The 13532-nt window shown below is 34.1% G+C and carries 10 protein-coding genes; 1 reads left to right on the top strand and 9 read right to left on the bottom strand.

Going from position 1 to position 13532, the window contains the following annotated elements; all coding sequences use genetic code 11:
- Positions 1–507: 507 nt before the first annotated feature.
- Complete coding sequence (locus BM088_RS11570; protein WP_091983846.1) at positions 508–1365, bottom strand: tetratricopeptide repeat protein; 858 nt, start codon at positions 1363–1365, stop codon at positions 508–510.
- Between the two features lie 145 nt (positions 1366–1510).
- On the opposite strand from BM088_RS11570, the gene BM088_RS11565 reads away from it, so the two are divergent.
- Positions 1511–2836, top strand: coding sequence for a M20 metallopeptidase family protein (locus tag BM088_RS11565; protein ID WP_091983845.1), 1326 nt, complete (start codon positions 1511–1513; stop codon positions 2834–2836).
- A gap of 87 nt (positions 2837–2923) precedes the next feature.
- Here the strand turns inward: BM088_RS11565 and BM088_RS11560 are convergent, their stop codons facing one another.
- The 8 genes from BM088_RS11560 to BM088_RS27715 all read right to left on the bottom strand — a co-directional run bounded on the left by BM088_RS11560 (position 2924) and on the right by BM088_RS27715 (position 13472).
- The gene (locus BM088_RS11560; protein WP_091983843.1) at positions 2924–4231 is read right to left on the bottom strand and encodes a sensor histidine kinase; all 1308 of its coding nucleotides are present in this window, start codon (positions 4229–4231) and stop codon (positions 2924–2926) included.
- Positions 4232–4235: 4 nt separating this feature from the next.
- Entirely contained in the window at positions 4236–5621 is a 1386-nt protein-coding gene (locus BM088_RS11555) for a sigma-54-dependent transcriptional regulator (protein ID WP_091983841.1), read from the bottom strand.
- Between the two features lie 70 nt (positions 5622–5691).
- Positions 5692–8109 (bottom strand): ABC transporter permease, encoded by a 2418-nt coding sequence (locus BM088_RS11550; RefSeq protein WP_091983839.1) that lies wholly within the window; start codon positions 8107–8109, stop codon positions 5692–5694.
- Positions 8110–8118: 9 nt separating this feature from the next.
- On the bottom strand, positions 8119–8835 hold the full coding sequence (locus BM088_RS11545; protein WP_091983838.1) for an ABC transporter ATP-binding protein: 717 nt from the start codon (positions 8833–8835) through the stop codon (positions 8119–8121).
- Between the two features lie 29 nt (positions 8836–8864).
- A complete protein-coding gene (locus tag BM088_RS11540; protein WP_091983860.1) occupies positions 8865–10121 on the bottom strand; it encodes an efflux RND transporter periplasmic adaptor subunit in 1257 nt (418 codons plus the stop codon).
- 336 nt (positions 10122–10457) lie between these two features.
- Complete coding sequence (locus tag BM088_RS11535) at positions 10458–12392, bottom strand: DNA topoisomerase III (protein ID WP_091983836.1); 1935 nt, start codon at positions 12390–12392, stop codon at positions 10458–10460.
- 102 nt (positions 12393–12494) lie between these two features.
- Positions 12495–12947 (bottom strand): hypothetical protein, encoded by a 453-nt coding sequence (locus tag BM088_RS11530; RefSeq protein ID WP_218156506.1) that lies wholly within the window; start codon positions 12945–12947, stop codon positions 12495–12497.
- Between the two features lie 255 nt (positions 12948–13202).
- Positions 13203–13472 carry a hypothetical protein gene (locus BM088_RS27715; protein WP_245763810.1) on the bottom strand — a complete coding sequence of 90 codons (270 nt, stop codon included), beginning with the start codon at positions 13470–13472 and terminating at the stop codon, positions 13203–13205.
- Positions 13473–13532: the final 60 nt, after the last annotated feature.

The following is a 13532-nucleotide window of genomic DNA, read 5'->3' as shown; positions in this document are numbered from 1 at the left end:
AAGAAGGTAACTTAGAACTCAATCTGCAAGAGTGCCCACACAGATGATTACTTATTGTTAAAGAACGTTTCAAGCGAAGTAAACGTTGCCGTTAATTGCTTGGGGTGCGAATAATACACCTTAAAAACCTTGAGTCAACACTTAATTTTAATTTTCTTTAGAAGAAGTTTCTTTCTAAAAAATCGTTAAGTTTTACTTGCCTCGCCAACCTAGCTAACTTGCTACATCCATTTAAGAATGTTGCTTGCCGTCTGTGTCGGTGGAGGCGCAGTATAGAGAGATTTGGATTGAGCGCAAGTGTTTTTTTAAGAAAAGATGTAAAAAACTGACTTTAGTTTCATTTTGAACATTAAAGCAGCAAAAATCACACTTAACTTACACTATAACAACTTAAATCTCACTTTAAACTATCTCGAAAGTGGAATTTAAGTATTATTCAAAACCTTATTTTTGCAAGGATAAATACAATTATATTTTGAGAAAGTGACACGCTATTTTAAATACCTTTTAATACAACATACTATAAAGTTTACGCCTGTATTTAAGTGCAATAGAATCACCATCAGGTAAAGTTGCAATCACATCTAAATACGTTTTCTTAGCATCTCCAAATGCTAAGTCTTTTTTAAGTACACTATACAAAGCCTCTAATGCTTCTTCTTTACGACCGACTTGATTATATTGAATTGCAAGCTGTGCTTTTAATTCTAGGTTATTTGGATCTTCAGCAGACTTTTCTTGTAACTCTTTTATCTCAGGGGAATCTAAAGCTTCTAATGCCAGCTCTAGTTTGGCTTTAATATTAGTATAATAAGCATCTTGATCTATCATAGGAATGCTAGCGATTAACGATTTTGCATCTTCTAATTTTTGTATCTTTAGACAAATATCAGCAAAAACAAGCTTAATACGCGCATTTTCAGGATTTATAGCATATGCCTTTTTAGCAAAGTTATACGCATTATCCATGTCACCTTTTAATAAAGCTTGTTTTGCTTGTTCTAATATTAAATCATCCGGCGATGGTAAATGTTTACTTAAAGCTTCTCTTATTTGTGCATCTGTTTGAGGACCAGCCAACATATCTACAGGAGCCGACGCTTTAATAAGAACTAAAGCAGGAATAGTTTGAATACCTATTTGTTGTGCTAATTGTTGTGCTAGCGTTTGCTCAGTTTCACAGTTCAACTTAGCTAAAATTAGATGTTCAGGATATTCAGCTGCGATAGTTGTAACAATAGCGGTTTGCTGTTGGCTCTCGGGGCTACTTGGTGAGTAAAATTCAATAAGAACCAATTTATTTTGTGAATCTTCACCTAATATCTTCTGAAAATTTTCTGATGTTAAATCTAGAGTATTGCTCATAAAGCTTCTGCATCAATATGTAATTAAAATATATATTTGGGCCAGAGTGATTATTTACAAGTTTAAATACATATTTCTTTAACAATTGATTAAATCAATCAATATGGTAATTTACCCTTAACCTTTTATAAACAGCTATATACCTATGAGAAACTTTATATTATCAAGCTTAGCTTTAGCATTTAGTACTCAAGTTTGCGCAAGTAGTAGTCCGTATACCTTCCTCGAAAAGTCACTTTCGAATAACTTGCCTGAATTAGAAGCGTTATATTTAAAATTACATCAAACACCTGAATTATCCTACCAAGAAGAAAATACAGGAAAAATAATTGCTACTAACTTAACTAAACTCGGTTTTAAAGTCACTGCTAATGTAGGTGGCTTTGGCGTTGTAGGGATATTTAAAAATGGTAATGGACCAACAGTAATGATTAGAACCGATACTGACGGATTACCGATAATAGAGGAAACAGGTAAAAGTTATGCATCAACTGTCACAACTCTAGATAAGAATAATAATAAAGTCGGTATAATGCATGGTTGTGGTCATGATATTCATATGAGTAGTTTTATTGGTACGGCACAACAATTAATTAAAAATAAATCACAATGGCAAGGTACATTAATGATGGTTGCACAACCTGCCGAAGAAGTCGGTGCAGGTGCTAAAGCCATGTTAAAAGCGGGTTTATTTACTAAATTTCCAAAACCTGATCATATAATAGGGTTACATGTCAGTGCATCTGTTCCTGCAGGGAAAGTTGCAATTGCACCAGGTTATGCTTTAGCTAATGTTGACTCTGTAGATATTAGTATAAAAGGTAAAGGAGGGCATGGAGCTTACCCACATTTAACCAAAGACCCCGTTGTTTTAGCATCTCGTATTGTTTTGGCCCTTCAAACAATAAATAGTCGTGAAATTTCACCACTTAAACCTTCAGTTATTACTGTAGGCTCTATACACGGCGGCTCAAAGCACAATATTATTTCAAATGAAGTGAAACTACAGCTGACTTTACGCTCTTACGATCCTAAAGTAAGAGCGCAACAAATTGCAGCAATTAAACGCATTACTCATGGTATCGCATTAAGTGCAGGTTTAGATGAATCAATGGTGCCTGTTGTTTATGTTCACGAAGAAGAAAAAATTCCTTCAACTTATAACAACCCGATATTAGCTAAAAAAGTACAATCGAGTATTGAAACAGAACTTGGAAAAATTAATGTACAAAAATCTGAACCTGTTATGGCTGGTGAAGATTTTGGCTTATATACTTTAACTGAAGATAAAATTCCGAGTACTATATTCTGGTTAGGCGGTGTGCCTGTTAAAGATTATGAAAAATCAGTTAAGGAAGGTACAAGTTTACCATCTTTACACTCAAGTAAATTTGCTCCCGATTATCCACTAACAATTAAAACAGGCGTTAGAGCTATGACTGCAAGCGCTATGGATTTATTTAATCAGTAACAATATTCACTTCTTAATGGACCACAGAATAAAATATTGTTTACTTTGATAATTTAAACTTAATCACTGTGGTTTATTATTTTAGCATTAAGGTGATATTGACAGCTTTATTTCAACACGACAGCCACCACTTTGTCTATTTGTAAGCTGTAAATGTCCATTATGCGCCTGAATGATTTGTTTACATAAAGACAAACCAATTCCTGTACCTTCGAGCTTCGTTGTATACAAAGGTACAAACAAATTTGCTGAATTTTGAATCCCTACTCCTTTATCTAGAATTTCAATTAAAACCTGATTATTTAAACTGACATTCAATTCAATAATATTATCAGGACCTCCCGCCTCATAAGCATTTTTTAACAAATTAATAAGACACTGCTCAATTTGAGTAGCATCTACTTGCATTTTTAACTGACGAGGTAAATTAAGCTTTATAGGGTATTTTAAAAGTACGACTAATTGTTCTATTACAGGTACCAGATCAATCAATTTCTTTTTAGGTTCAGGTAGGTGCGTCAACGCTCTATAGCCTTGAATAAAACGTTTTAAACTTGTCGCTCTATCTTGAATAATAGATAAACCAGATTGCACATCGGTTTTATCGTCATTATCAATATCTGTATAACTAATCATTTTATCTAAAGTTGATGTTAGAGAAATGATGGGTGCTAAAGAGTTATTTATTTCATGACTTAACACTCGAACTAAATCCTTCCATGCTTTTTGTTCTTGTTGATTTAGTAATAAGTCCATATCAGATAAAATATATAAAGTATGCTGAGTTCCTTGTTCACGAAAACCATCTTTGTATATATGCCAGCGCGCATTACGAGAACCAAAAGTTAAATGTTCAATTGAATTAGAGTTTATATTTTGTAATTGCGTTAAAGATAAATCTGATAATGTTTTATGAATTAGCTTAGATTCCCCCATGCCTAATAGTTTTTCTGTTTCAGGGTTCACCATTGTCAGCTTATTATTTTCATCGCATGCAATGATCGCAACTTTAATTTGTTTTATTACTTTAGCTAACAATAATTGACTTTCTTTAAAGTCATATCTTGCTGTTGTTAAAGAATCAGCCAAAGTATTTAACTGAAAAATTAAATCACTATGTCCACTTTGTCTTTTTTCAACTTTTCCTCTTAATGAAAAATCACCAATATTGAGTGCTTCCACTAAATTAGACAAAGAAATGAATTGATCTTCAATATTACGAATAAATGCACTTATAGAAAAACCAACTATTGAAGTCAAAAAAATACTCACTAAAGATTGTAAGTAAAACGATATATCTATCAACCAAAGTAAGAGTAATGCTAATACATAACTTGGTAAAATAGCCCAAAGTACAATTATCAATATTTTTTTTTCAAAAGATGCATTTAACATAAGGCTAAATTCCAAATTTATCTAAACGACGATAAAATGCACTTCTACTCATACCTAAAGATTTTGCGGCATCTAAAGCATTGCCTTTATTTTGCCTTAATCTGCTTTCAATCACTGACTTTTCAATATCATCCATGCTCATGTCATTAAAATCATTTTCTTTAGACTCATGAGCAACAGCACTATGGACTGGTTGTTCATTTTTCAACATTAAATGTTCAGACAAAATTTCATCCTGTGCTAATAATGTTGCTCTTTCTATGGTGTGACTTAATTCACGCACATTACCAGGCCATTCATAAGTTATAAGTTGTTGCTTTGCAATATCGGATAGCTCAGGTGCCCTTTTTTTATATCTGTTCGCACTTTTTATAATAAAAGCTTTAGCCATAGGTAAAATGTCTTCACCTCTTGCTTTTAATGATGGGATCTCAATAACAAAAGTATTTAGCCTATATAACAAATCCTGTCTAAATGATTTATCAGTCACCATATCCTCTAAGTTAGCATTTGTAGCACTCACTAATCGGATATCGGCTTGTTGGGTTTTGCTAGAGCCCACTTTTTCAAATTGGTGTTCTTCAAGCAGTCTTAATAACTTTGCTTGTTGTGTTAAAGGAATATTAGCAATTTCATCTAAAAATAATGTGCCACTTTGTGCTAGTTCAACTCGGCCAATACGGTTTTCTTTTGCGTCTGTATAAGCTCCTTTTACATGACCAAACATTTCACTTTCAAATAAAGTCTCTGTTATAGCGCCCATATTCACAGCAACAAAAGAGTCTGATTTTCTTTCACTTATAGAATGGATATAACTGGCTAATAAACTTTTACCTGTGCCATTTTCACCGGTAATTAAAATATTAATATCTGTTTTAGCGACTTGCTCTATTGTAGATAACAAGTTTTTCATCACTGAAGAGTGTGCAACTAAGTCATTACCATCTATTGCAGCTATTTGTTGTTTTAAAGTTTTATTTTCTTCATTTAATCTCAGGTTTTTTAATTTCTGCTCTCGAATTGCCAGTTGTGCATTAATAATTGCCAATAAACGTTCGTTTTCCCAAGGCTTTTGAACAAAGTCACCCGCCCCTCTTTTCATGACTTCAACTGCAATTTCGACAGTTGCCCAACCTGTCATGCAAATAATAGCTAAATCTGGATCAAGAGACTTTAGCTTTTGTGTCAGAGTTAACCCTTCTTCACCGGATGTTGTATCTAACTTATAGTTTAAATCAATTAAAGCTAATGCTATGTCTTGAGATTTTATAAAGTACTCAACTTCCCCAGGGTTACTTGCCGTTGTTACTTTAAAACCTTCCATTTTTAAAAATAGTCTCAATGAAGCTAAAATACTGACATCATCATCTGCAATTAATATATGTGACAAAAATAACTTTCCTATTGAGTGAAAAAGAAAAAAGCCTTTTCTTAAGAAAAGGCTAGTACAAATAGCTACTTTATTCGCTTCTTAAAGCCTTACAAGGCTCAAATTTCAATTCCCTGTGAACGGGATATATGACAGCTAATAGAATAACTAAACTAATAAATGTCGGCACTGCAATATAAAGTATCATTGAGCCTTGTGCTAATGAAGTTTTTTCCATCATGGCCACTAATGCAATACCTAAAGGAACTCCAATCGTCAGTCCGATAGCTAACTGTTTTACACTTTGCTTAATAAAATGCGTAAAAATATCCCCCTTATTTGCACCTAATGCCCTGCGGACACCTATCTCTTGTGTTTTTTGTATTATCGTATTTGACATGACTCCATAAATACCACTAAAAGCTAACACCATTGAAGCCGCCGAAAAAATTAAAAATAGCTCACTTACAAAGTTCATTCCTGAATTTCTTTCGGTAATGGAGGCTCTCAACGTTTTAATGTTATATGCTGGCGCATCACGCTCAACAGACAAAGAAATGTGATCTAGCATTGATCTCAATTCTTCCGGTTCCTGCGCAGCCTTGATAACTAAGGATATTGAACGTAATGGTGTTTGCTGTAAAGAAACAAAAACCGTTTGCTTCTCTATATTGGCAGGCGTTGGCTGGCCGTGCAATACATTATTAACCACACCAATAATAGTGTACCAGCCTTTATCATTTCCAATAAATTTAAAACGCTTGCCAACGACTTTATTACCTTTAAAATGTTTTTTAACAAAATTTTGTGTCACCACGGCTGTTAATGGTGAATCAAGCTTATCCCTAAGATCAAACGTACGTCCTTCAAGCAAGTTAACCTCCATAGTTTCAAAATAATTATGTGCAACGGTGACCGAACTTACACTAGGGTATTGCGGTTTTTTTCCGTAATCTACACCATCAATGGAAATATTTTGGGAACTGGCATTTTCACTAGGTAAGCTCCTGATAAAACTCACCGCTTCAACTCCACGTTCTTGTTGTAATGCCGTTCTCATACTTTGATAATACTGAAGAAGCTTTTCATTACTGTCATATTCAACTTCAGGCAATACAATACGTGCAGTTAAGTACCCTTCAACTTCGACGCCATAATCAAATTGGTTTTGTTGATGAACCGAGTATACCATTCCAGTAGAAAGTAATAATAAGGCACAAGACAAAACAACTTCAGATATCACTATTAGCTTACTTAAACGGCCTACTGATTTACTTTGTGCTCCTCGAGTACCATCTCTTAATCCTGAATTAACATCTTCCCCAGTTGCTTTATATGCTGGAAGTAAACCAGTTACTAATGCAGTAATACCTATGATTACCATTGCCGCGATGACAGATGATTCTGACAATGCGACATTCCACCAAAAAGGTGGTTCAAACGGAAAAGTAGTTATTAAATTTTTATTAGAATTCTCCAACCATAATCCAGCTAATAAAATAGCCAGAATACCTGAAATAGAAGAGATTAAGGTCGATTCCCACATCATTTGGCTAATTAACTTGCCCCTAGGGGCACCTAAAGCAGTTCTAATCGCTATTTCTTTACTCTTTTCAAAAGCACGGGAAAGTAATAAGTTACCAACATTGATACAGGCTAATAACAAAATAAACCCAACGGATAGTTGCATAGCAAAAGCAATGACAGGTGTACCGTTCCCCATTAAAGCAGCCTGCATAGTTCTGATTTGGGCTGTTCTATTAGAATTTAATTTTGGATGTGTCTGTTCAAGTTCAGCCATAATGGTTTTTAATTCTGAGTTTGCCTGCTCATCGGTTACATCTTTTTTTAAAACACCATAAACAGCAACATAATCACCATCAGCACGAGCAACACCTTTACTACTTGAAATAAAAGGTAGCCAAACCCGCCCTGAACCGGGAAACTGGTAACTAGCAGGCATAACACCCACAACTGTTCTTTGTATTGAATTTACTCTAAGCTTTTTACCTAGTACATTCTGATCTGACGCAAATAAGCTTTTCCATATCGACTCGCCTATTAATACTACCGACTCAGCACCCGGTTCTCCATCTTGATCCGTGAGTAACCTGCCCAAAAGTGGCTTAGCCTCCGATATCTCAAAAAAACTGGCTTTCACATAATGCCCTATATACCTGAAAGCTCTGTCACTGGTACTGATATTCACTATACCATCGTCATAAGCATCAAATACATCATAACTTTGCACCCGTTTTTTTAGATCATCAAAGTCGTGAATTCGAACACTGGGACCATTATATTCCATGCCATTATAAATTGAGTCTATCTTGCGGATCTGTTTTCCTTGCTCAAAGGGCAAAGGTGCCGTTAAAGTGCCTTGAATAAAACTATACATATAAATACACAGAGTCAGCCCCGTCGTCATGACAAATACTGTTAATGCGGTAAACTTTGGATTTTTCACTAAGGTTCTAAACGCAAATTTTATATCAGATAACATAGTCATGATCTCTCCTTAAGCAACGGCTTCTTCGGATTTTACTTGTAAAACACGTGAATCTGAGACAACTCTCCCATCAAATACCTCTATAATACGCTCAGCACGTTTTGCGCCACGCGGATCATGCGTTACCATGCAAATTGTTTTTCCTTCTGCATGTAACTTGTCTAATAACGCCATAACGAGTTCTGCATTTTTAGAATCTAAGTTACCTGTTGGTTCATCGGCTAATATAATTGATGGATTGCCAGCTATTGCACGTGCCACTGCAACTCTTTGTTGTTGGCCACCAGATAGTTGTGAAGGGAAATGCTTAGTTCTATGACCCATATCTACTTTTTCTAATGCTTCTTTTACCATTTCAATGCGTTGTTGTTTATTTAAATCTTTACGGTAAGTCAGAGGCAGTGCTACATTTTCAGATACGGTTAAATCACTAATTAAGTTAAATGACTGAAATACAAATCCAATTTCTTTATTTCTAATAGCAGCTCTTTGTTTCGTACTGATATCTACAGCCTGATGTGTATTTAAAATATAACTTCCACCAGAGCAAGTATCTAATAAACCTAATAATGACAATAATGTAGATTTACCACATCCAGATGGGCCTGAAATTGATATATATTCCCCTTTTTGGATCTCTAAATTAATGTCACTTAAAGCATGTGTTTCAACTTCATCTGTAGAGAATACTTTTTTTACGTTTGTTAATTTGATTAATGCACTCATCTTAATATTCCTTGTATTTATTCTTTTATTTAATTCATTGAAATTTTGTTATGACGTTCAAAGCCTGTTTGCTCTGAAACGATAATTTTGTCGCCTGCTTTAAGGCCGTTTAAAATCTCGATATTAACACTCGACGATAAACCAAAACTCACCAGCGTTTTTAATACATACTTATCTGCATTATCAAACTTATAAATTGAGGTTGTTTGATTAGCTTGTGAAAATGCAGGGCGTCTTACAAATAAAGTATTTTGCTTTTGTGTTAAAAATATTTCGCCATCAATTGATAAGTCTGGACGTGCTTCATCAGGTAAATTTTTCTCTAGCTCAACATCAACTTGTACAGTGCCGTTAACTACTGCAGGGTCGATACGGATCACTTTGCCATTAATTTGATTAAAACGTGTATCTATAGCCACTTTTTGACCGATTAAAATATCAGAGGCATTTAATTCAGGTACTTTTAACTCAGCGATTAAGTCTCCTTTTTTAGCAAACTTAGCAATGTTACTACCTAATAATACTTGCTGACCTAGCTCTAATGGCATTGCTTGTAATACACCTGATACTGGCGCTTTAATGCTTAAAGAGTCTGATTGAAATTGAGCGCGTTCTAATGTTTTTTTCAACTTATTTAATTGTGCTGTTTGCGCTTCAAAACCCGCAATTAAATTAAGTTTTAATTGTTTTGTTCTGGCTTTATTAATGTCTATCGTTTTAGCTAATTGCGATACCGTTAATTTTGATGATTCATAATCAAGTTTAGATACTGTTGCATTACCTTTTTTAATTAATTTCGACTCTGCATCTAGACGCATTTTTGCTTTATCGTATTGCATTTGGGTATTTAATACTTCAGCTTGTATATCGAGTATTTGTGTATCTTGGCTTACTTTTAATGCGCGAGTTTTAGCTTGCATAGATTCAAGTTCCCAATAAAGCTCTTGAACTTTTTGGTCTAGCTCAGGGTTTATTAACTCAACAATTAATTGACCTTGCTCGACTTGTGCTCCAGGCTTCACTAAAATGCGCTCTACTTTACCAGCGACCGTACTTGATACCCAACGGATACCTCTTGGAACTAATATGCCAGGACCAGATACTTTAATATCAAAGTCTCCACGCTCAACAATGGCACTTATCACTGAATTTTTTTTCATTGAAAAACCTGCCAGTTGAACTTGTGTACTCGCATATACAACACCAGCAAACAATACACTTGCCATACTCCCTAGTAATATTTTATTTTTATAAAAAGGCGTATTTTTTTGTTTAATAATATCCATGATTGCCTCAATTAAGCCATTTAAAAAGTAATATGAATATATAAAAGCCAAAGTCATGCCAAATTTAAAAAACATAAAAATCAATAACTTAAATAAAAAACGAATGAAAGGTAATATTTACCATCCCGAAATTGGGATCACAAAACAAAAAAGCCATCCCGAAATAGGGATGGCTTTTATTTTCTTTAAACTGATATCTACATATAAAATAAAACCGAACACGCTGTAAATATTTCCCTATACGCTTTGTTTTTTCGTCCATGAAAAATAAAGTTAGTTTTTATCTTATATTCCTATCGATTCTCAAGTATACCTTTTTATATCGATAGCCTAACTCTAGGAAGCTTTTTTATAGGTTTTACGTTTACGTCTAAATTTTTTATTAGGTTTTTGTTCCGGTAAACTTTTAAAAGCAGAACTATCACAAGTTTTTGAAAGCTCTATAATATCGCTAAGTTGCTGTAATAAAGGTTGCATAAAATGTTGATAACTTAATTCTTTTTGCGCAATTGAGCTTAAGCTTGACTCCCATACAGCAGTTAAATCTGGCTTTGAAACTTGCTCTGGTAAAACCTGAATTAAAGCGATGCCAGATTCAGTCGCTAATATTTGTTTCCCTTGACGCTTTAGAAAGCCACGTTTAAATAAAAGCTCGATGATCCCAGCTCTAGTTGCCTCAGTACCTAATCCATCGGTTTCTTTAAGTACCTTTTTTATTTCAGGATCTTTTACAAATCGCGCAATGCCAGTCATAGCAGCTAATAAAGTTGCATCAGTAAAATGTGCAGGCGGCTGAGTTTGCTTTTCAATCAGCTCACCTTTAAAACATAACAATTTCTGCCCTTTAATAAGAGCAGGTAGTTTTTCCTCACTATCAAGCTCACTTTTGCCCATTAAAACTTTAAAACCTAAATTTACTTCTTGTTTAGCTTTAGTTTTAAACTTACCTTTCGCTATCTCAATTTCAACTTGAGTTTCATTATAAATATATTCAGGATAAAACTGTGCCAGATAATGCCGTGATATAAGTTGATAAATGCACTTTTCATCTTTGGTTAGAGAAGCTGATTGCAGTTTTTTTACAGTAGGAATAATACCATGGTGTGCTTCTACCTTTTTATCATTCCAACATTTAGATTTTAAACGTGTATTTGCCCCATCCACTTTACTTGCCTCTTGTCCTTGGTTATTTTTAATGGCAGCTAAAACCTGTGATGCTTCTTTGTGATGATCTTTGGGTAAATACCGATTATCAGATCTTGGGTAAGTAATTAATTTATGTCTTTCATATAAATTTTGACAAGTATCTAATACTTGTTTTGCTGCCATGCCAAAGGCTTTTGCAGCATCAATTTGCAATGATGATAAATTATAAGGTAAAGGTGAGTTTTGTTTTTTTTGTTTTTTATCAACACTTAATACTGTGCCGACTTGATCATTTATACGCGATACAACATTTTGTGCTAACCCTTTATGTAAAACTCGGCCTTCATCATCCATATAAGGTTCACATGCACCGCTGGGTTGCCACTTAGCAGTAAATGTTTCTGAAGTTTGGCTATTAATATCTTGATCTAAATTAGGGTTTAGGTGTGCTAGTACTTCATAAAAAGCATGAGGTACAAAATTTAATATTTCTAAATCTCTTCGAACCACAAGTCCTAAAATAGGCGTTTGAACCCGCCCAACCGACAAAACGCCTTTAAACCCAACTTTTTGACCTGCTAAAGTATATGCTCTTGTTAAGTTCATACCATATAACCAGTCGGCACGAGCGCGTGCTAATGCTGACACACTTAAAGGTATAAATTCACTATTAGGCTTTAAATTTGATAATGATTTTTTAACAGCCCCAACATTTAAATCACTCACTAACAAACGCTTCGCATTTTGTTTTTTTACTTTTGTTGGTTTAGCATGATCTATTACTTCATCAACGAGTAATTGACCTTCACGGTCTGGATCTCCAGCATTAACTAATTCATCGGCTTGTTTGATTAACTTTTTTAATATGGTTAGCTGTTTTCGAGTTTGTGTTTTTGCTTTAAGTTGCCAAGTCTCTGGTACTATTGGTAAGTCTGCAGCGTTCCATTTTTTATATCTATCGTGATAACTATCAGGTTCAGCTTGCTCTAATAAATGCCCAATACACCAACTAACAATATCACCACCGGCAACTTCAATATAGCCATCTTGTTTTTTATGAGGTTTTGGCAAGGCATCAGCAATGGCCCGCGCTAAAGAAGGTTTTTCAGCAATATAGAGTTTCATAATCAAATAGACATTAGATACTGGTTACTTATACAGGTATAATAATAGTTGTTTTTGAATATAGCTAACTTTTATTACTGAGATTCGACTATTAAATGTAATTTATACCACATCCGACATTTTAAAAAATAATAGTTTCACTCTTTCAATTAAGTAACTCAAGAATGGCCACAGGCATAATAATACTATCAAGGTATTTGAAAGTGGAATGATTGTTTTATATAACAAGGTAATAAAAGGAATATCTAATATTTGAATATCAACAATACGCAATAACTGAATTAATACAATTGGTATAACGCATATTTGCGCAACAATGCTCACATTTATCGATATTTTATCTTTAATGCCTAAATAAGCAATAATAGCCATCCAGGCAACATCATTTGTTATCCAAAATACGTACCGATATACACGCCCAGGGTCAAGATCAAAAATAAAAGGCGTACCAAAATAGCTGATCAAAAATGATATTAAAGTCACAACTGAAAATATAAGTGCAGGTTTATCTTTGTACCATATATATACCACAGCACTTAGTGCAATAATAATCATTTGCCAATCTAGGATTATGGCTAATAAAATTTTAATGGTCATAAAACTAAAAAAGGAAATCAATTGATTTCCTTTTCATATTTCCTATTTAGGTTTGGGTGGGTCATCATTGCCGCCACCGCTGCCTGGCATATAAGAATACTTATCATGCATATCCATTCTCCTTATCCATTTGCTTAAAAGAGTTTAAGCACTTTTAAGAATAGGAGGTGTTCTTGATAAAATAAAGCCAAAGAATAAAAAATAAAAGCTTTATTATGCTTCAACTTCTTCATTAAGTGCTTTGCTTTTTAAGTATTTTACAAAAATAACTATCAGTGGGAAAAAACATAAAACAACGGTTGCCATATTTATTAGAGGTAATAAACCATAATAAAGATAATTAGTATAAGTTAAATCAAAAAAATGCCTGTCAACTAAACGCATCAATTGTAACAAAGGAGCAGGTAAAACAATTAATTGGCCCGCGATCGATTGCCATAGATGCACTTTATCTTTCATCGTAAGATAAGCAATTAAAGCCATCCAGGAGATATCATTTATCGCCCAAAATATATACCTATATACAAAATCAACTCGATCATA

Source organism: Pseudoalteromonas denitrificans DSM 6059, from assembly GCF_900112265.1.
In the GTDB taxonomy this organism is placed as follows: domain Bacteria; phylum Pseudomonadota; class Gammaproteobacteria; order Enterobacterales; family Alteromonadaceae; genus Pseudoalteromonas; species Pseudoalteromonas denitrificans.
Note: the sequence above shows the minus strand (reverse complement) of the source record. Positions and strands in the feature narration are given on the sequence as shown.